Origin of the sequence: Streptomyces sp. NPDC014861, from assembly GCF_043081625.1 — a bacterium.
Taxonomy (GTDB): domain Bacteria; phylum Actinomycetota; class Actinomycetes; order Streptomycetales; family Streptomycetaceae; genus Streptomyces.
In genome coordinates this window covers 14512-34865 of the sequence record NZ_JBIBWV010000019.1, presented here as the reverse complement: position 1 = coordinate 34865, position 20354 = coordinate 14512, and the positions used below count along the sequence as shown (strand labels likewise).

8 protein-coding genes are annotated in these 20354 nt (G+C 75.5%); 7 read left to right on the top strand and 1 reads right to left on the bottom strand.

The genetic code is table 11. The annotated features are described in order from the left end of the window. Window positions 1-317: 317 nt before the first annotated feature. From ACF1BN_RS28415 to ACF1BN_RS28395, 5 genes are all read left to right on the top strand, one after another. Entirely contained in the window at window positions 318-6815 is a 6498-nt protein-coding gene (locus ACF1BN_RS28415) for an amino acid adenylation domain-containing protein (RefSeq protein WP_392334441.1), read from the top strand. Next, window positions 6812-13315 carry an amino acid adenylation domain-containing protein gene (locus ACF1BN_RS28410; protein ID WP_392334440.1) on the top strand — a complete coding sequence of 2168 codons (6504 nt, stop codon included), beginning with the start codon at window positions 6812-6814 and terminating at the stop codon, window positions 13313-13315. The genes ACF1BN_RS28415 and ACF1BN_RS28410 overlap by 4 nt, the downstream gene beginning before the upstream one ends. Window positions 13316-13633: 318 nt before the next feature. Then, complete coding sequence (gene gntD / locus ACF1BN_RS28405) at window positions 13634-14707, top strand: guanitoxin biosynthesis L-enduracididine beta-hydroxylase GntD (protein WP_392334439.1); 1074 nt, start codon at window positions 13634-13636, stop codon at window positions 14705-14707. Window positions 14708-14814: 107 nt separating this feature from the next. Further along, the gene (locus ACF1BN_RS28400; RefSeq protein WP_392334438.1) at window positions 14815-15585 is read left to right on the top strand and encodes an SDR family NAD(P)-dependent oxidoreductase; all 771 of its coding nucleotides are present in this window, start codon (window positions 14815-14817) and stop codon (window positions 15583-15585) included. A gap of 188 nt (window positions 15586-15773) precedes the next feature. Further along, window positions 15774-17003 (top strand): cytochrome P450, encoded by a 1230-nt coding sequence (locus ACF1BN_RS28395; RefSeq protein WP_392334529.1) that lies wholly within the window; start codon window positions 15774-15776, stop codon window positions 17001-17003. A 280-nt stretch (window positions 17004-17283) separates the two neighbouring features. Here the strand turns inward: ACF1BN_RS28395 and ACF1BN_RS28390 are convergent, their stop codons facing one another. Next, the gene (locus ACF1BN_RS28390) at window positions 17284-18087 is read right to left on the bottom strand and encodes a thioesterase II family protein (RefSeq protein ID WP_392334437.1); all 804 of its coding nucleotides are present in this window, start codon (window positions 18085-18087) and stop codon (window positions 17284-17286) included. Window positions 18088-18236: 149 nt separating this feature from the next. On the opposite strand from ACF1BN_RS28390, the gene ACF1BN_RS28385 reads away from it, so the two are divergent. Both ACF1BN_RS28385 and ACF1BN_RS28380 read left to right on the top strand, forming a co-directional pair. After that, on the top strand, window positions 18237-18581 hold the full coding sequence (locus ACF1BN_RS28385) for an acyl carrier protein (protein ID WP_392334436.1): 345 nt from the start codon (window positions 18237-18239) through the stop codon (window positions 18579-18581). Next, window positions 18578-20317 (top strand): acyl-CoA dehydrogenase family protein, encoded by a 1740-nt coding sequence (locus ACF1BN_RS28380; RefSeq protein ID WP_392334435.1) that lies wholly within the window; start codon window positions 18578-18580, stop codon window positions 20315-20317. Before ACF1BN_RS28385 ends, ACF1BN_RS28380 begins: the two co-directional genes overlap by 4 nt. The last annotated feature ends 37 nt before the right edge of the window (window positions 20318-20354 follow it).

The window sequence follows — 20354 nt, the reverse complement described above, 5'->3', positions numbered from 1 at the left end:
CCCGGCGCATCCGAGTGGGGGACTCGGATGCACCGGACCGTCGGCATCCTCGCCGCGCGGTCCCGCGGGGGCCAGGCAAGCGGCCGGTAACTCGGCGGGTGCCGGGCGGCAGCTGACCGGGCACCCCGATTGCCGGTCGGTTGCCTGGTGACGGGCGCGGGGGGCGGGGCAGCATCGTCGCGCACCGTCCGTCCCCGGCCCCGCCGCGGCACGCCCCCCACCGAGCGGCAGGGGCGGCCCGCCGGCCCGGCCCCCCGGGACGGTCCACCGGGACGGCGCACCGAGAGCGGCTCACGAGAGAGCGGTTGACGATCCGAATGACTTCACGTGACGCGGAGACCTCCGTCCGCCCCGAGTCCGTCCTCCCCGAGGCCGGCGGCGCGCTGCCGCTCACGGCCGCCCAGCGCGGCGTCTTCTACGCCCAGCGGCTCGCCCCCACGGACCCGGCCTTCAACACCGTCGTCGTGATGGAGGTCAGGGGACCGGTCGACGGGCCGCTGCTCGCGCGGGCCGTGCGGGTGGCCGAGGGCGAGAGCGGAAGCTTCGACGTCGCGTTCGAGGAGCCGGCCGACGGCCCCCGGCAGCGCCCCGTGGCCCCCGGCTGCTCGACCTGGCGGGAACTCGACCTCACCGGCGAGACGGACCCCTTCGCGACCGCCCGCGCCCTCATGGACGAGGACCGCCGCACCGCCAACGACCTCTTCACCGGGGTGCTCTCGGCGCACGTGCTGATGCGCGTGGGCGAGGACCACTACCTCTGGTACCAGCGCAGCCACCACATCCTCTCGGACGGCTACGGCTCCGTGCTGCACTCCCGCCGCATCGAGGAGGTGTACGAGGCGCTGGTCGCCGGCGAGGAGCCGGCCGGCCGGCCGCTGGGCCCGCTCACCGACATCCTCGCGGACGAGGCGGAGTACCGGGCCTCGGAGCAGTACGCGGCCGACAAGGAGTACTGGACCCGGGCCTTCGAGGACCGGCCCGAGACGGTCAGCCCCGCCCCCGGCGTGCCCACCGGCGCCGCCGGCATCGCCCACGCCGGCTCCACCGAGCTGGGCGAGGCCGACTACCGCGCGCTGCACGGCGCCGGACGCGAGGCCCGCGCCCCGTGGAGCGTCGCCATGCTCGCGGCCGTCGCCGCCTATCTGCACGGCATGACCGGCGCGCGCGACCTCACCCTCGGCGTCCCGGCCACCGCCCGGCTCGGCCCGCGCTCCCAGAACGTGCCCGGCATGCTCTCCAACACGCTGCCGCTGCGCCTCACCGTCGACCCCGCCGCGAGCCGCACCGAGCTGATCCGGCACGTCGGCAAGCGCCTCGGGGAGCTCCTCACCCACCAGCGGCACCCCTACGACGACCTCCGCCGCGACCTGCGCCTGCTCGGCTCCAACGAGCAGCTGTTCGGTGTGCTGGTCAACATCATGCCCGCGGGGTCCGAGAGCAACTTCGCGGGCCGCGAGGCCACCCTGACCGCGCTCTCCGGCGGACCGGTCATCGACCTCAACCTCACCTGCCACCCCGAGCCGGGCGGCAAGGGCGTACGGATCGCCTTCGAGGCCAACCCCGACCGCTACACCGAGGCCGAACTCGCCTCCCACCAGGCGCGCTTCACCGCCTTCCTGGACCGTTTCCTGGCGGCCCCCGGCGACCTGCCGCTCGCCCGTGTCGACGTCGCCACGGACGCCGAGCGCGCCCGCCACCTCGCCGCCGGCCTGCCGGCCGGGCCCGCGGAGCCCGTCCGCACCTTCCCCGAGCTGTTCGCCGCGCAGGTCCGGAAGACCCCGCACCGCCCCGCCGTCGTCTCCGCGGACGGCGAGCTCGACTACACCGGGCTCGCCGCCCGCGCCGGCCGGCTGGCCCGGGAACTGGCCGCCCGCGGCGCCGGTCCCGAGCGGGTGGTGGCCGTCGCGCTGCCGCGCGGGACCGCCGCGGTCGTCGCCGCCGTCGGCGTGCTGACCTCCGGCGCCGTCCACCTGCCGATCGACCTCGCCTACCAGCGGTCCCGGGTCAGCGCCATGCTCGACGACACGGCGCCCGCCCTGCTGCTGACCTCGCGCGCGACCGACGACCCGGAGCTGGCACCGGGCGTCCCCCGGCTGTTCCTGGACGAGGGCGGACTGGTCGCCGAGGCCTCCGGGCCGGTGGCGGAGGCCGAAGCCTCCGCACCCCCCGCGCCCGCGGGCCCGCGCCCCGAACACCCCGCGTACGTCATCTACACCTCCGGCTCCACCGGCCGGCCCAAGGGCGTCGTCGTCACGCACACCGGCCTCGCCGGACTGCTGGCCCACCAGCGGACGCTGCTGGAGGCGACGCCGGACCGGCGCGTCCTCCAGTTCGCCTCGCCGGGCTTCGACGCCTCCGTGTGGGAGCTGTGCACCGCGCTGCTGACCGGCGCGGCCCTCGTCGTCGCCCCCGCCGAACGCCTCACCCCGGGCCCGGAGCTGGCCGCGCTGATCCGCGAACTCTCCGTCGACTGCCTGCTGATGGCGCCCTCCGCGCTGGCCGCGATGCCGGCGGACGGGCTGCCCGAGGGCGTGACGCTCGTCGTCGGCGCCGAGGCGTGCTCGCCCGAGCTGGTCGCCCGCTGGTCGCCCGGCCGCCGCATGGTCAACGCCTACGGCCCCACCGAGTCCACCGTCATCGCCACCCAGACCGGCGCCCTCTCCGGCCGGATCGTGCCGCCCATGGGCGGCACCGTGCCCGGCAACCGGGTCCGGCTCCTGGACGACGCCCTGCGTCCGGTGCCGCCCGGCGTCGCCGGCGAGATCCACCTGGCCGGCGACGGCCTCGCCCGGGGCTACCTGGGCCGGCCCGACCTCACCGCCGAGCGGTTCGTCGCCGACCCGTACGGACCGCCCGGCAGCCGCATGTACCGCACCGGCGACCTGGCCCGCTGGACCCCGGACGGCGACCTGCTGTACCTCGGCCGCTCCGACCGGCAGGTCAAGGTGCGCGGCTTCCGCATCGAGCCGGGCGAGATCGAGAGCGTCCTCGCCGGCGCGCCCGGCGTCGCCCGGGTCAGCGTCGTCGTCCGCGAGGACCGGCCCGGCGTGCGCCAGCTCGTCGCCTACGCCGTCCCGGCCGACGCCGTCGCCGTCCCCGACGCCGCGGCCCTGCGGCAGCGGGTGCGCGACGCCCTGCCGCCGTACATGGTCCCCGCCGCCGTCGTCTTCCTGCCGGACCTGCCGCTCACCGCGAGCGGCAAGCTGGACCAGCGGGCGCTGCCCGCCCCCGAGTACGTCGGCACCGCCTCCGAGCGGGCCCCGCGCGACGAGCGCGAGGCCGTGCTCTGCGGGCTCTTCGCCGATCTCCTCGGCGCCACGGACGTCGGCGTCGACGACAGCTTCTTCGAGCTGGGCGGCGACTCCATCGTCGCCGTCCGGCTCGCCTCGCGCGCCGCCCGCGCCGGCATCCCGCTCACCCCGCGGGACGTCTTCGCCCACAAGACCGTGGCCGCGCTCGCCGCCCACGCCGGACTCGCCGGTGAGGACGCGACCGCCCCCGCGTACGACCTCGACGCCGAGCTGGTCGCGCTGGCCGCCGGGGAGCGCGAGCGGCTCGCCGCCGCCTGGCACCACCCGGACGGCGACGGCGGGAGCGGCCTGGCGGACGTGCTGCCGGTCACCCCGCTCCAGGAGGGCATGCTCTTCCACGCCGAGTTCGGCGACGCCGCCGACGCGTACACCGTGCAGAAGGTCTTCGGTCTCGCGGGCCCGCTCTCCGCCGACGCCTTCCGCGACGCCTGCCGCGCGCTCGTCCGCCGCCACACGGCGCTGCGCACCGGCTACACCCGCTCCGCCGCGGGCGAGGCGCTCCAGCTGGTCGCCCGCGACGCGCAGGCCCCGGTGCGCGAGCACGACCTGCGCGGACTGCCGGCCGCCGACCGCGAGGCGCGACTGGCCGCCCTGCTCGCCGAGGAGAAGCGGACCCGCTTCGACATGGCCCGGCCGCCGCTGCTGCGCTTCGGCCTGGTCCGGCTGGAGGACGAGCGGCATCTCTTCGTCCTCACCGGCCACCACATCGTCTTCGACGGCTGGTCGGTGCCGCTGATCCTGCGCGACCTGCTCGCGCTGTACCGGGGCGACGGCGCCTCGCTGCCCGCGCCGGTGCCCTTCCGCGCCTACCTGGCCTGGGCCGCCGCCCAGGACCGCGGCGCGGCGGAGGCGGAGTGGGGCCGGGCCCTCGCGGGCCTGGACGGCCCCACCCTGGTCGCCCCCACCGCCGTCGCGGCCGAGGACGGCACCGGCGCCCCCGGCGACGGCGGGCCGGACGCCGGTGCCGGGGACGCCGAGGCCCTGCCGGGGCTGCTCGTGGCCGAGCTGCCCGCCGACCTGACGGCGGACGTCCAGCGGGCCGCGCGCGCCCGCGGCGTCACCCTCAACACCGTGGTGCAGGGCGCCTGGGCGCTCCTCCTGCACACCCTCACCGGCCGCGACGACGTCGTCTTCGGCGGCACGGTCTCCGGACGCCCGCCCCGGCTGGACGGCGTCGACGAGATCGTCGGCCTGCTGATGAACACCGTCCCGGTCCGCGTCCGGCTCCGCCCGGAGGAGCCCCTGGCCGGCCTCCTCGCCCGGATCCAGGGCGAGCAGCTGGCCCTCACCGACCACCACCACATCGGCCTGCCCGACCTGCACCGGCTCGCCGGCCACACCGAACTCTTCGACACCTCCGTGGTGTTCGGCAACGCGCCGATCGACCGCGAGCAGATCGTGGCGCACGCCCACGGCCTGGGCATCACCGTGGAGGAGGCCGACCCGACCGGCGGCACCCACTACCCGCTCAGCCTGTCCGTGGTCCCGGGCGACCGGCTCCGCCTCGAACTCACCCACCGCACCGACCTGTTCGACACCGGGGCCGCCGAGACCCGGCTCGCCCGGCTGCGCATGGTCCTGGAGGCCTTCGCCACCGACCCGGAGCTGCCGGTCGGCCGGCTGCCGCTCCTCACCGACGCCGAGCGGCAGGCCCTGGAGCCCGCCGCCGACCCGTCCCGGGACCCCGAAGCCGCCACGCTCCCCGCGCTGTTCGCCGCGCAGGCGCGCCGCACCCCGGACGCCGTCGCCGTCGTCTGCGAGGGAGAGCGGCTCCGGTACGCCGAGCTCGACGCCCGGGCCGGCCGGCTGGCCACCGTCCTGGCGGACCTGGGCGCGGCCCCCGGCCGGGTGATCGGCGTCCGGATGCGCCGCTCGGCCGAGCTGATCGTGGTCCTGCACGCCATCCACCGGGCGGGCGCCGCCTATCTGCCGCTCGACCCGGAGTACCCGGAGGAGCGCGTCCGGCACATGCTGGACCAGTCCCGGCCCGCCTTCGTCGTCGACGAAGCCTTCCTCGCGGCGCACGCCGGTGCGGCCGACGCCGCCGACCCGTACGACGGGCCCGGTCCGGCGCTGCTGCCGACCCACCCGGCGTACGTCGTGTACACCTCGGGCTCCACCGGCCGCCCCAAGGGCATCGTGGTCACCCACGCCGGCATCACCAACTACCTGGCCGGCATGCAGCGGCGCCACGCGCTGACCGCCTCCGACCGGGTGCTCCAGCGGACCTCGCTCAGCTTCGACCCCTCGGTGTGGGAGCTCTTCTGGCCGCTCCACCACGGCGCCGCCGTCGTCGTGTCCCGGCCCGACGGCGAGGACGCGCCCGGCTACCTCCCCGGCCTGATCCGCGAGGAGGGCGTCACCGTCGCCCAGTTCGTCCCCTCGACCCTGGAGGTCTTCCTCCGCGAACCCGGCAGCGACCGGTGCGACACCCTGCGCCAGGTCTTCGTCGGCGGCGAACAGCTCACCGGCGCCCTGGCCGACCGCTTCCACGCCGCCGTACCGGCGGAACTCCACAACCAGTACGGGCCCACCGAGGTGTCCGTCTACACCACCACCGGCCGTGCCGAGGCCGGCCGGCACCGCGCCGCCGTCCCCGTCGGCACCCCCCTGGCCGGCCTGCGCCTCCATGTCCTGGACGGGTTTCTGCGTCCGGTGCCGGTGGGTGTGGTGGGGGAGGTCTATATCGCGGGTGCGGGTGTGGCGCGGGGTTATGTGGGGCGTCCGGGGTTGACCGCGGAGCGGTTCGTGGCGGACGTCGGTGGTGCGGTGGGTGCGCGGATGTATCGGACGGGGGATCTGGGGCGTCGTCGCGCGGATGGTTCGGTGGAGTACTGCGGTCGGGTCGATTTCCAGGTGAAGGTGCGGGGTCACCGTGTCGAGCTGGGGGAGATCGAGGCGGTGCTGGCGGGGGATGCGGGGGTGGCGCAGGCGGTGGTCGCGGTGGTCGCCGATGTGGTGGGGACGCGGCATGTGGTGGGTTATGTGCGGCCGGTCGCGGGTGTGGTGGTGGATGGTGAGGTGTTGCGGGACCGGGTGGCGGGTGTGCTGCCGGATTACATGGTTCCGGTGCGGGTGGTCGTGGTGGACGACTTTGTGCTGACGCCGAACGGGAAGGTGGACCGGCGGGCGTTGCCGGCGTTGGAGTTGCGTGCGGTGCGGGAGTACCGGGCGCCTTCGTCGGAGCGTGAGCGGGTGTTGCACGAGGTGTTCGCGGAGGTGCTGGGGCGGGAGCGGGTCGGTGTCGACGACAGTTTCTTCGACCTCGGCGGTGACTCGATCGTCTCGATGCGCCTGGCCGCACGGGCCCACCGCGCGGGGCTGGTGCTGAGCGCCAAGGACGTCTTCGTCCACAGGACCATCGCCGCCCTCGCCCTCGTCGCCACCGACGCACCCGCGGACGACGACAACGACTTCAACAAGCCAGCGAGCGCCGACGCCCTGATGAGCATCGACGCGGACGAATTCGACGAGCTCGAAGCCCAGTGGGAGGCAACGCCGTGAGGCAGACGACACTCGAAGCGGTCCTGCCGCTCACCCCGCTCCAGCAGGGCATGCTCTTCCACGCCCTCTTCGACGGCGGCGAAGCCGACGCGTCAGGCGTCGACTTCTACAACGTGCAGACACCCCTGGAACTGGTCGGTGCCCTCGACCCGGAGGTGCTGCGCGACTCCTGCGCCACCCTGCTGGCGCGCCACGGGAGCCTCCGCGCGGGGTTCCTCAGGCGCCGCTCGGGCGAGGCCGTCCAGGCCGTCGCCCGAGCGGTGGAGCCGCTCTGGGAGGAGGTCGACCTCTCCGCCTTCGGCGAGGACGAGCGCCGCGTCCGGCTGACCCGGCTGCTCACCGAGGACCGGGCCCGCCGCTTCGACATGACCCGCCCGCCGCTGCTGCGCTGCACGCTCGTCCGGCTCGCCGCCGACCGGCACGTGCTGGTCGTCACCCACCACCACATCCTGCTCGACGGCTGGTCCGTGCCGCTCGTCCTCGGCGACCTCTTCCGGATCTACCGCGACGGCGGCTCCGCCGACGCGCTGGAGCCCGCCGTCCCCTTCGCCGACTACCTCGGCTGGCTGGGCGCCCAGGACCGCGACCGGGCCGAGGACACCTGGCGGACCGCCCTCGCCGGCGTCGACGGCCCCACCCTGGTGGCCGGCGGCCACGGCACCCAGGACTCCGACCGCGGCCAGCGCCGCGTCGTCGCCGAACTCTCCGAGGCGGCCACCGCCCGCATCACCCAGGCCGCCCGCGCCCGCGAGGTCACCGTGAACACGGTCGTCCAGGCCGCCTGGGCGCTGCTGCTGACCTCGCTCACCGGCCGCCCCGACGTCGTCTTCGGCAACACCGTCGCCGGCCGCCCCCCGGAGCTCGCCGGCGCCGACCGCATGGTCGGCCTGCTGATCAACACCGTGCCGGCCCGGATCCGCGTCGACCCCGCCGAGACCGCCGCCGCCCTGCTCGCCCGCGTCCAGGCCGAGCAGACCGAACTCCTCGGCCACCAGTACCTCGGCCTCGCGGACATCCAGCGCGCCGTCGGCGTCACCGAACTCTTCGACACCACGCTGGCCTTCGAGAACTACCCCGTCGAGGAGGCCGTCCAGGGCGCCCAGGTCGCCGGACTCACCGTCGGCGTGCTGCGCGACGCCGCCGAGGACACCCCGGAGGGCACCCACTACCCGCTGAGCCTCGCCGTCTACCCCGGCCCCCGGCTCCGCCTCGAACTCAACCACCGCGAGGACGTGTACGACACCGAGGAGGCGACCGCGCTCCTCGACCGGCTCGCCCCCCTCCTCGAAGCCCTCGCCGGCCGGCCCGACGTGCCCGTCGGCCGGCTGCCCGTGTGGACCCCGGACCAGCACGCCCGGCTCCTGGCCGCCGCCCACGGCCGTACCACCACGCACCCGGACCGGACCCTGCACGAGCTCTTCGAGGAGCAGGCCCGCGCGACCCCGGACGCGATCGCCGCCGTCGACGAGGTCGGCCGGCTCACCTTCGCCGAGCTGGACGCCGACGCCGACCGGCTCGCCGCGCTGCTCACCGCGCACGGCGCGGGCCCCGGCCGGCTCGTCGCCGTCGCCCTGCCCCGCACCACGGCCGCCGTCTCCGCGATCCTCGCCGTCCTCAAGTCCGGCGCCGCCTACCTGCCGCTCGACGCCGACCAGCCGGCCGACCGGATCGCCGCGCTCTGCGCGGAGGCGGGCCCGGCGCTCGTCGTGGCCGCCGAGGCGACCCGGGACGCGCTGCCCTCCGACGTACCGGTGCTGCTCGCCGACGCGCCCGACGGCGCCGGCGTGCTCCCGGACGCCGCCGAGGCTCCGGACCGGAAGGCGGCGGGCCCCGCCGACCTCGCGTACGTCGTGTACACCTCCGGCTCGACCGGCCGCCCCAAGGGCGTCGCCGTCGAGCACCGGAACCTGGTCAACATGTTCCACAGCCACCGGGCGAACTTCTTCACCCCGGAGCGGGAAGCCGCCGGCGGCCGCCCGCTGCGCGCCGCCCTCACCAACTCCCTGGGCTTCGACGCCTCGTGGAGCCAGCTGCTGTGGATGGTCGCGGGCAACGAGCTCCACATCGTCGACGACACCGTCCGCAAGGACGCCCTCGCCCTCGTCGCCCACGCGGCCGACGCGGCGATCGACGTGCTCGACACCACGCCGTCCGTCGCCCGCCAGCTGCTCGCCGCCGGGCTGCTCGACGGCGCCGGCGGCCGGCACCGCGTCCGCACCCTCGCCCTCGGCGGCGAGGAGGTCGGCGACGACCTGTGGACCGAGCTGCGCGCCATCCCCGGCCTCTCCGTCTACAACCTCTACGGCCCCGCCGAGTGCACGATCGACGCCATGTTCTGCCGCGCCGCCGACAGCGAGCGGCCCTCCCTCGGCGGCCCCGCCGACAACACCGACATCCATGTCCTGGACGGGTTTCTGCGTCCGGTGCCGGTGGGTGTGGTGGGGGAGGTCTATATCGCGGGTGCGGGTGTGGCGCGGGGTTATGTGGGGCGTCCGGGGTTGACCGCGGAGCGGTTCGTGGCGGACGTCGGTGGTGCGGTGGGTGCGCGGATGTATCGGACGGGGGATCTGGGGCGTCGTCGCGCGGATGGTTCGGTGGAGTACTGCGGTCGGGTCGATTTCCAGGTGAAGGTGCGGGGTCACCGTGTCGAGCTGGGGGAGATCGAGGCGGTGCTGGCGGGGGATGCGGGGGTGGCGCAGGCGGTGGTCGCGGTGGTCGCCGATGTGGTGGGGACGCGGCATGTGGTGGGTTATGTGCGGCCGGTCGCGGGTGTGGTGGTGGATGGTGAGGTGTTGCGGGACCGGGTGGCGGGTGTGCTGCCGGATTACATGGTTCCGGTGCGGGTGGTCGTGGTGGACGACTTTGTGCTGACGCCGAACGGGAAGGTGGACCGGCGGGCGTTGCCGGCGTTGGAGTTGCGTGCGGTGCGGGAGTACCGGGCGCCTTCGTCGGAGCGTGAGCGGGTGTTGCACGAGGTGTTCGCGGAGGTGCTGGGGCGGGAGCGGGTCGGTGTCGACGACAGTTTCTTCGACCTCGGCGGCGACTCGATCGTCTCGATGCGTCTCGCCGCACGGGCCCACCGCGCGGGGCTGGTGCTGAGCGCCAAGGACGTCTTCGTCCACAAGACCATCGCCGCCCTCGCCGAGGTCGCCCGCGACGTCCCCCAGGACGGCGGCGACCCCGGCGGTACGGCCACCGGTCCGCTGGTCACCCTCGACGACGCCGAACGCGCCGAACTCGACGCCCTCGCGGGACCCGACGCCGAGGTGTGGACGCTCACCCCGCTCCAGCAGGGCATGCACTTCCACGCCCTGCTGGCCACGGACGCCATCGACGTCTACGTCACCCAGCGCCCGCTGCGGCTCACCGGCACCCTCGCCCCGAGCGTCCTCCGCGACGCCTTCGACACGCTCCTCGCCCGCCACGCGGCCCTGCGCACCTCCTTCGTCACCCTCGGCTCCGGCCGCTCCGTGCAGGTCGTCCACGACGACGTCCGGGTGCCCTGGGAGGAGCGGGACCTGTCCGGCCTGGCCCCGGCCGAGCGCGAGACCCGGCTCGCCGAACTCCTCGACGAGGACCGGGTACGCCGCTTCGCGACCGACCGGCCGCCCCTGCTGCGGGTCGCCCTGATCAAGCTCGCCGCCGACGAGCACCTGCTGCTCGTGACCCACCACCACCTGCTGCTCGACGGCTGGTCCCTGCCGCTCGTCTTCGGCGACCTCTTCGCCTCGTACGCCCGCGGCGGCGCCGCCACCGGCACCCCGCCGGTCTCCTTCGACCGCTTCCTGCGCTGGCTCGGCGCCCAGGACGAGCGGGCCGCCGTCGAGGCGTGGCGCCAGGAGCTGGCCGGGCTCGACGAGCCCGCCCTGGTCGCCCCCGGCTTCGACGCCGCCACGGCCACCGTGCCGGACCTCGTCGCGACCGCCCTCGACCAGGAGGCCACCGAGCGCCTGACCGACACCGCCCGCCGGTCCGGCCTGACCCTCAACACGCTGGTGCAGGGCGCCTGGGCGGTCGCCCTCGGCCAGTTCCTGGGCCGTGACGACGTCGTCTTCGGCGCCACCACCGCGGGCCGTCCGCCCGAGCTGCCCGGCGCCGAGTCCATGGTCGGCCTGCTGATGAACACCGTCGCCGTCCGCGTCCGCCTCGACCCGGGCCGCCCGCTCGCCGCGACCCTGACCGGCCTCCAGGAGGCCCAGGCCGGACTGCGGCCCTTCCAGCACCTGGGCCTGGCCGAGGTGCAGCGCGCCGCCGGCATCGGCGAACTCTTCGACACCGTCGTCGGCTTCGAGAACACCCCCGTCGACGGGGACGCCGTCCAGGCCCAGGTGCCCGGCCTGCGGATCAGCGTGGACGACACCCCGGCCCCCGGCGCCTCGCACTACCCGTTCAGCCTCGTCGTGGTCCCCTCCGACCGCCTCAGCCTCGAACTCACCTACCGCACCGACCTGTTCACCGCCTCCGAGGCGGAGACCGTGCTGCACCGGGTCCGCGCCCTCCTCGCCGCCTTCGCCCACGACCCGGAGATCCCGGTGGGCCGGATCGACCTGCGGACCGACGCGGAGCGCGCCGAACCGGTCCGCACCGGCGGCACCACCCCGCCGCGCACCACCTTCCCGGCGCTCTTCGAGGGCCACGCCGCGGCCCGCCCCGACGCCGTCGCCGTCCACGACGGCCCCTACGAGGTCACCTACGGCACCCTCGACGCGGAGGCCAACCGGCTCGCCCGCGTCCTCGCGGCGCGCGGCATCGGCCCCGGCAACGTCGTCGCCGTCGCCCTGCCCCGGTCCGCCCGCTCGGTCCTCGCCGTCCTCGCCGTCCTCAAGAGCGGCGCCGCCTACCTGCCGCTCGACCTCGGCTACCCGCCGGAGCGGCTGCGCTACATCCTCGACGACGCCCGGCCCGACCTGGTGCTCACCACCGCCGACGGCAGCGCCGTCACCGCCGCGGCCGGCGCCGGCGCCGGCCGCACGCTGAGCCTCGACGGGGACGGCGGCGCCGTCCTCGGCCCCGACGACCCCTTCGGCCTCGCCCTGGAGCTCACCGCCGGACTGTCCGGCGCCCCGCTCCGCGACGACGAGCGCTCCGCCCCGCTGACCCCGGACTCGGCCGCGTACCTCATCTACACCTCGGGCTCCACCGGCCGCCCCAAGGGCGTCCTCGTCCCGCACACCGGCATCGCCGCGCTCGCCGCCCAGCAGCGCACCGGCCTCGACCTGCGGCCGGACGAGCGGGTCCTCATGTTCGCCTCGCCCAGCTTCGACGCCTCGGTCTGGGAGCTCGCCACCGCGCTGCTCACCGGCGGGAGCGTCGTCGCGGCCCCCGCCGACGACCTGCTCCCCGGCCCCTCGCTGGCCGCCACCGTCGCCCGCCACGGCGTCACCACGCTGCTGCTGCCGCCGTCCTCCCTCGCGGTGCTGCCCGACGGCGCCCTGCCGCCCGGCGTCACCCTCGTCGTCGGCGGCGAGGCCTGCGCGCCCGACCTCGTCGAGCGCTGGTCGGCCGGACGCCGCATGGTCAACGCCTACGGCCCGACCGAGGCGACCGTCATGGCCACCATGAGCGGCCCGCTGGCCGGCCGGACCCACCCGCCGCTCGGCGAGGCGGTCACCGGCGCCCGGGTGTACCTGCTCGACAGCGCGCTCCGGCCGGTACCGGTGGGCGCGCCCGGCGAGCTGTACCTGGCGGGCGAGGGCCTGGCCCTCGGCTACCTGCGCCGGCCCGGCCAGACCGGCGAGCGCTTCGTCGCCGACCCGTACGGCGCCGCCGGCTCGCGCATGTACCGCTCCGGCGACCTGGCCCGCCGCCGCGCCGACGGCACCCTGGAGTACCTCGGCCGGGCGGACCGCCAGGTCAAGGTGCGCGGCTTCCGCATCGAGCCCGGCGAGATCGAGGCCGTGCTCGCCGAGGACGCCGCCGTGGCCGGCGCGGCCGTGGTCGTCCGCGAGGACGCGCCCGGCGTACGCCGCCTCGTCGGGTACGTCGCCCCGGCGGGCGAGGTCCGGCCCGAGCCGGCGGCCCTGCGCGAGCGGGTCGCCGCCGCCCTGCCGCCGTACATGGTGCCCGCCGCCGTCGTCGTCCTCGACCGGCTGCCGGTCACCCCGGGCGGCAAGCTCGACCGGGACGCGCTGCCCGCTCCGGACTTCGGCGCCGCCGTCGACAGCCGGGCCCCGCGCGACGCCCGCGAGGAGCAGCTGTGCGCGCTCTTCGCCAAGGCGCTCGGCACGGACCGGGTCGGCATCGACGACGGCTTCTTCGACCTCGGCGGCGACTCCATCGTCTCGATCAAGCTCGTCACGCTGGCCCGCGCGGAGGGCCTGGACATGACCCCGAGGGACGTCTTCACGCACAAGACGGTGGCCGCGCTGGCCGGCGCGGTGAAGGAGATCGACCCGGCCGGCGGGACCGCCGCCGCGGCCGCCGACGACGAGCCGCTGGTCACCCTCGACCAGGACGAGCTGGCCGAGTTCGCCGAGGACTGGAGCGACGACCCGGCGTGACGGACCGGCCGGTGGCGGGAGCCCGTACGCGCTCCCGCCCCGGCCGGGCCCCCGGCACGCCCCCGTACCCCCGTACGACCACCCGCACCGCCCGGCGGCGCGCACCGCGCCGACGGCACGACCGATCGATCCGCACGCACCACCGGCACCACCCGCACCCACGTGCGGCACACGCACCGCACCACCACTGGACCTGTACGGCCGGGACCCTGCTCGGCCGGTCCGGTGGGCCACACCACGTGCTCCGGCAACCGCGCGGAGCGCACAGGACCGAACGACCGACGACCCCCGTGGTCCCGACCAGGTGAGGACACCGACATGACTTCCACGACGCAGGCCACCGCCCCGCTCCCCCTGGACGGGGCCGGCTCCGGCGGGCTCGACACCCCCCTGGAGTTCCGGCTCGACGCCGACGAGGCCGCCGAGCTGGAGAGCGTCGCCGAGAAGCTCGGCGACCTGCACGGCGCGCCCTCGCTCCCCGAGTTCTACGACCGCGCCTACGCCGCCGAGGACCTGCTGCCCGCCCGGCTGCGCGCCTTCCTCGCCGACTTCCGCCGCACCCAGCGGTCCGCCGCCTGCCTCGTGCACGGCTTCCCGGTGGACCAGGAGGCGCTCGGCGCCACCCCCGGGCACTGGCGCGACGCCGTCCGCGGCGAGACCGCCCGCGCGCAGGAGCTGTGGCTGGCGCTCTGCGGCCTGGTCCTGGGCGACCCGTTCGGCTGGGTGACGCTCCAGGAGGGCCGGATCATCCAGAACATCCTGCCGATCCGGGGCGACGAGGAGCGGCAGAGCGGCTACGGCAGCGAGGCGCTCCTGGAGTTCCACACCGAGGACGGCTTCCACCCCAACCGCTGCGACTACCTGCTGCTGTTCGGGCTGCGCAACCCCGACCGGGTGCCGACGATCGTCGCCTCCGTGCGCGACGTCCGGCTCGACGCGCACGACCGCACGGTCCTCGCGGAGAACCGCTTCCACATCAGGCCGGACACCGAGCACATCCGGCAGCTGGAGAACCACGCCGCCGACCACCCCGCCCTCCCGGGCCTGCGCGCCATGCGGGACCGGCCCGAGCCGTCCGCCGTCCTCTCCGGCGACCGCCTCAACCCGTACCTGCGCATCGACCGCCCCTTCATGGATGTCCTGCCCGGCGACACCGAGGCCGAGGCCGCGCTCGACCGGCTCATGGCCGAACTCCAGCGCGTCCAGCAGGACATCGCCGTCGGCCCCGGCTCGCTGCTCCTCGTCGACAACTACCGCGCCGTGCACGGCCGCCGCCCCTTCACGGCCCGGTACGACGGCACCGACCGCTGGCTGAAGAAGCTCACCGTCAGCCGCAACCTCCGCCAGAACCTCAACGGTTACGCCCTCCAGCACCCGCGCGTCATCGTCTGAGCCCGAGGGGCGGACCCGAGCGGCGGACCCCGGCCGCCGGCCGGAGCAGAGCAGCCGAGAAGCAGAGCAGCAGAGCAGCCGAGAAGAGCAGAGAGGCAGGCATCCCCATGCGCACCGTCATCGTCTCCGGCGCGTCGAGCGGCATCGGCCACGCCACCGCCGAGCGTTTCGTCCGCTCCGGCGACCACGTCGTCAACCTCGACACGCAGGCCCCGCCCGCGTCCACCCCGCAGGGTCCCCGCGAGGGCGGCGGGCACCTGCGCTGGGTCAAGACGGACGTCGCCGACTGGGACGGCGTCCGGGCCGCCGTCGACGAGGCGCAGGCCGAGCACGGCCGGCTCGACGTCGTGATCGCCAACGCCGGCATCAGCGTCCGGCACGGCATCCTCGACCTCACCGAGGCCGAGGCCCGGCGCACCCTGGACGTCAACCTGATGGGCGTCCTCGCCCTCTGGCGCCACGCGACCGGCCACATGCTGCGCCAGGGCGGCGGCGTGCTCCTCGCCACGGCGTCCGTCAACGGCGCCCGCGGATACCCGCTCTACGCCGACTACAACGCCTCCAAGGCGGGCGTGACCTCGCTGTGCCAGACCTTCGCGATCGAGCTGGCGCCGCTGATCCGCACCGCGTGCGTCGCGCCCGGCGCGGTGCTCACGCCGATGCAGCGCGCCGAGTACACCGACGCGATGCTCGACGAGGTCAACGCCCGCATCCCGCTCCGGCGCCACGCCGCGCCCGAGGAGATCGCCGACGTCTTCCACTTCCTCGCGTCGGACCAGGCGTCCTTCGTCTCCGGCCAGGAGTTCGTCGTCGACGGCGCCGAGACCGCCGGAGCCACCACCGCCTTCTTCCCCGGCCCCACCGCACCCCTCGACTGACCACCCCGCGCCCCCGGTGGGGCGGCCCGGCCGAGCCACCCCACCGCCCCCGGCCCCACCGCTCTGTCCGTCCCCGACCCCGTCCGCCCCCGACCCCCGCCCCCGCCCGTCTCCGATCCCCGCCCGTCCCCGACCCCGTCCGTCCCCGATCCGCGTCCGCACCACCGCCGGAGAGCCAGATGACCGCCATGACCAGCCGCCCCGCGCTCGGAACGAGCACCCTGGAGGACGTCGACCTCGCCGACCCGCTGCTGCACGCCCGCCACGACCTGGGCGCGCACTGGCAGCGGCTGCGCGAGGAGGAGCCGGTGCACTGGCAGCCGCCGCGCGCCGGCCGCCCCGGGTTCTGGGTGATCAGCCGCTACGACGACGTCGTCTCCGTCCTGGCCGACAGCGCCGCCTTCACCTCGGAGCACGGCAACGTCCTCGACACCCTCCTCGCCGGCGGCGACTCGGCCGCGGGCAAGATGCTCGCCGTCACCGACGGCCGCCCCCACAAGGCGCTCCGCAGCGCCCTGCTCAAGCCCTTCTCACCGCGCGCCCTCGACGTCGTCGTCGACAGCGTGCGGCGCGGCACCCGCGCCCTGGTGGCCGAGGCCGTCGGACGCGGCACCGTCGACTTCGCCACCGAGGTCGCCGCGCACATCCCGCTGGCCGCCATCTGCGACCTGCTCGGCGTCCCGGTGTCCGACCGGCAGCACATCATCGACCTCACCTCCTCCGCCCTCTCCTCGCCGGACGGCGTGCCGACCGAGGAGGCGACCTGGGCCTCCCGCAACGGCCTGCTGCTCTACTTCTCCGAGCTGGCCGGCTCCCGCGAGGAGAAGCCGCTGGACGACGTCGTCAGCCTGCTGGTCACCCGGGAGATCGACGGGCGGACGCTGACGCACGAGGAGATCGTCTTCAACTGCTACAGCATCATCATGGGCGGCCACGAGACCACCCGGTTCGCCATGATCGGCGGGCTCCGCGCGCTGATGGAGCGGCCGGAGCAGTGGGAGGCGCTCGTCTCCGGCAGGGCCGCCCTCGCCCCGGCGGTGGAGGAGGTGCTGCGCTGGACCACGCCGGCCCTGCACGCCGGCCGCACCGCCGCGCAGGACGTCGTCCTCGGCGGCCAGTTCGTCGAGGAGGGCGACGTCGTCACGACCTGGATGTCCTCGGCCAACCGCGACGAGCGGATCTTCGACCGGCCGGACGAGTTCGACCTCGCCCGGACGCCCAACAAGCACGTGTCCTTCGCCTACGGACCGCACTTCTGCCTGGGCGCCTTCCTGGCCAGGGCGGAGCTGACGGCGCTCCTGGAGAGCCTGATCGAACTGGTCGGGCACGCCGAGCCGGCGGGGGAGGAGTCGTACGTCTACTCCAACTTCCTCAGCGGCCTGTCGTCCCTCCCGGTCGCCCTGCGCCCCCGGACCTGACACACTCCGGGCGGGCGGGGACACGCCGCACGGCACCCCGCCCGCCCGGAACGTACGCCGCCCGGCACCCCGCCCGGCCCCGTACGCCCGCGAGCGTCACCCGCACGGCCCCGTACGCCCGCGAGCGCCCAGCCCGGCCCGGCCCCGCCCGTCGGCTCCCATCCGTCGGCACCCACCCGCGAACGCCCGCCCGCCGCCGCCCGCACCCGCCCCCGCGAGCACCCGCACCCGCGGGCACCCGCACCACCTGGCAGCCGCCCCCGCGGGCACCCGTCCCGCGTCAGACCGCCGCCACCGCCGTCAGCTCCGCGAGCACCGCCCCGACCGTCTCCCGGGCGTGGCTCTGGGGGAAGTAGTGCCCGCCGGGCAGCACCCGCAGCGCGTGCGCGGCGGTCGTGTACCGGTCCCACGGCTCGACCTGCGCCACCGTCGAGACCGTGTCCTCCGCGCCCGCGAACGCCGCCAGCGGGCAGCCGACCGGCTCCGGCTCCGCCGCCAGGTACGCCTCGGCGAACGCCATGTCGCTGCGCACCGCCCGCAGCAGGTCGCGCAGGAAGTCGGGGAAGTCGAGCAGCTCGGGCGGCAGTCCGCCGGTGCCGCTCAGCCAGTCGATCAGCCCGGCGTCGTCGCCGGAGGCCACCGAACCCCGGCCCAGCGGCACGTGCGGCGCCCGCGATCCCGACACCAGCAGCGCGCTCGGCGTCCGCACCGCGCCCCCGGCCGCCGCCTCCCGCTCGATCCTCAGCGTCAGCTCGTATCCGAGGAGCGCGCCGAAGCTGTGCCCGAAGAAGGCGTACGGCAGGTCGAGCTCACCGCGCAGCCCGTCGAGGAGCGCCTCCACCAGCGCGTCCATGGTCGGGGGCATCGGCTCGTCGATGCGGGAGCCGCGGCCCGGCAGCTCCACCGGCGCCAGCTCGACGCCGTTCGGCAGATGGGCCCGCCACGGGCTGAAGACGCCGACGCCGCCGCCGGCGTGCGGCAGGCAGAACAGCCGCACCCGGGGCACCCCGCGGGCGTACCGGGCGCTGATCCAGGAGGGCGGGGCGAGCGGGCCCGCCGCGGACGCGGTGTCATGAGTGGTCATGGCCGCAAGACTGGGCGGCCCCGCCCGGTGTCGGCCAGGCAGCTCCGCGGCAACTTCGCCCCGAGTCGCCTGTGCGCCGCCGAAGTTGCCGCGTGGCTGCCGGGCGCGATGCCTGGGGGGAGAAGCGCGGCCTGCCTAGCGTGAGGCGCATGACGAACACTCCTGCCGCCGTCGGCACCGACGCCGTCTCCGCCATCGTGAGCGGGATGGTCCAACTGATCGCCCCCCGCAAGGTCGAGTCCGTCGGCCCCGACCTGCGGCTGATCGGCGACCTCGGCTTCCACTCCCTGGTCCTCGCCGAGCTCGGCTACAACCTGGAGGAGCTGTACGGCCTCCGGTCGCTCAACCCCGAGGAGGCCATGCAGCTCCAGAACGTCGGTGACGTCATCGAGCTCGTCCGCGCCGAGGTCGCCGCGGGGCAGGCCGAGCTGGCCGAGGCCGAGGTCGTCGAGGACGTCTTCGCCCGCTACGGCGCCGAGAGCCCGCTTTCGTGAGCGGGCGCGCCTTCGACCGGCCGGCCTACGCCCTCGCCGAGGACCTGGACAGGGCCCTCGGCGACCCCGAGGCCCCGAGCGGCCCGTTCAGCTTCGCGGAGATCGTCGAGCACGAGGAGAACGACGCCCTGCCGCCCGGCGCGGTCGACGCCATCCGCTCCTGGGGCTTCGCCGAGCACCTGGTGCCGGAGACCTTCGGCGGCAAGCTGCGCGACCTGGAGCAGCTGTTCCTGCTGACCCGTTCGCTCTCGCGCCGCAACGTCACCGTCGCGGTGATGTTCGGCTCGGCCGTGCTGGGGGTCAACCCCGTCTGGCTGTGGGGCACCGACGAGCAGCGCCGGCGCGTGGCCGAGGGCTTCCTCTCCGGGGACCTCGCCTGCTTCGCGGTCTCCGAGCCGGACCACGGCAGCGATCTGGGCACCAACGAGACGACCGCCGTCCGCGACGGCGACGACTACGTGGTGACCGGCGAGAAGTGGCCGGTGGGCAACGCGACCCGAGGCCGCTTCGTCACCGTCTACGCCAAGGTCGAGGGCGCCGGTTCCTCCCTCCTGCTGATCGACAAGGAGCAGCAGGAGGAGGTGACCTGGGAGAACCACCCGTTCGTCCGCACGGTCGGCCTGCGCGGCCACGACCTCAGCGGCCTCACCTTCCGCGGCACCCGGGTGCCGTCCTCCGCCCTGATCGGCCGGCCCGGCGCGGGCCTGCCCGAGGTGCTCCAGGTCCTCCAGATCACCCGGACCGCCATCGGCGCGCTCTCGGTCGGCACCATGGACTCGGTGCTCCGGATCGGCCTGCGGCACTCCCGGGACCGGATCCTCTACGGGGCGCCGATCTACGAGATCCCCGTCATCCGGCGGCACCTGCTGGGCGGCTTCCTCGACCTGCTGATCGCCGAGTGCACCGCGCTGCCGGTGGCCCGGGCGCTCACCGTCGCGCCGTCCCGGCTCAGCCTCTGGTCCTCGGTGGTCAAGTACCTGGTGCCCACCCTCGGCGAGGAGGTCGTCCAGGAGACGGCCCGCGTCCTGGGCGCCCGCAGCTACCTGCGCGAGGGAGTCGCGCACGGCGCGTTCCAGAAGCTCCAGCGGGACCACGCGATCGCGAGCATCTTCGAGGGCACCACCCACGTCAACCTGCACGGCATCGCCGCGCAGCTGCGGGCCGTGGCCCGGGTGGCCCAGACGCCCGCCCGCAAGGGCGAGGAGGTGCTGAGCGCGCTGTTCGACTGGTCGCAGGAGGTGCCCCGCTGGGAGCCCTCGGGCCGTGCGCTGCGGCTCACCAACGCCGCCGAGGACGAGATCACGCGCGGCTGGGACGCGGCGGTCGAGGAGACGCGCCGGATCGCCGGGAGCGAGCTGCCGACGGCCGAGGCGGCGGCCCTGGTGAAGGTGCTGGACGCCCTCGGCGAGCGCCGGCGGGCGCTCTACGCCCGGGTGGACAGCGACGCCTTCGACGCGGTGTCCACCGAGGGCCAGGACCTGGCCGCGGAGCACTGCGTGCACCACGCCGCGGCCTCCTGCCTCTACACCTGGCTCCACTCCTTCGGAGCGGAGCGCGCCGCCGAGGGCGGCACCGGCTGGCTGGTCCTGGTCCTGCAGCGGCTCCTCCAGCGGATCGACCCCGCGGCCGGGCTGGACGAGACGTTCCTCCCGTGGTTGGAGGAGCGGATCCTGGCCTCGCTCGACGGCCCGGAGCACTTCTCGCTCCGGACCGTCAAGGAAGCGGTCGGCGCCTGACCCCCGCGATCATGCGCCCTGCACGCCTGGTGTTCCG

What these genes read in the sequence shown, in the direction of transcription:
- ACF1BN_RS28400 (WP_392334438.1), top strand. Translation starts at nt 14,815, where the DNA reads ATGCGCACCGTCATCGTCTCCGGCGCGTCGAGCGGCATCGGCCACGCC.
- ACF1BN_RS28415 (WP_392334441.1), top strand. Translation starts at nt 318, where the DNA reads ATGACTTCACGTGACGCGGAGACCTCCGTCCGCCCCGAGTCCGTCCTC.
- ACF1BN_RS28390 (WP_392334437.1), bottom strand. Translation starts at nt 18,087, where the DNA reads ATGACCACTCATGACACCGCGTCCGCGGCGGGCCCGCTCGCCCCGCCC.
- ACF1BN_RS28395 (WP_392334529.1), top strand. Translation starts at nt 15,774, where the DNA reads ATGACCAGCCGCCCCGCGCTCGGAACGAGCACCCTGGAGGACGTCGAC.
- ACF1BN_RS28385 (WP_392334436.1), top strand. Translation starts at nt 18,237, where the DNA reads ATGACGAACACTCCTGCCGCCGTCGGCACCGACGCCGTCTCCGCCATC.
- gntD (WP_392334439.1), top strand. Translation starts at nt 13,634, where the DNA reads ATGACTTCCACGACGCAGGCCACCGCCCCGCTCCCCCTGGACGGGGCC.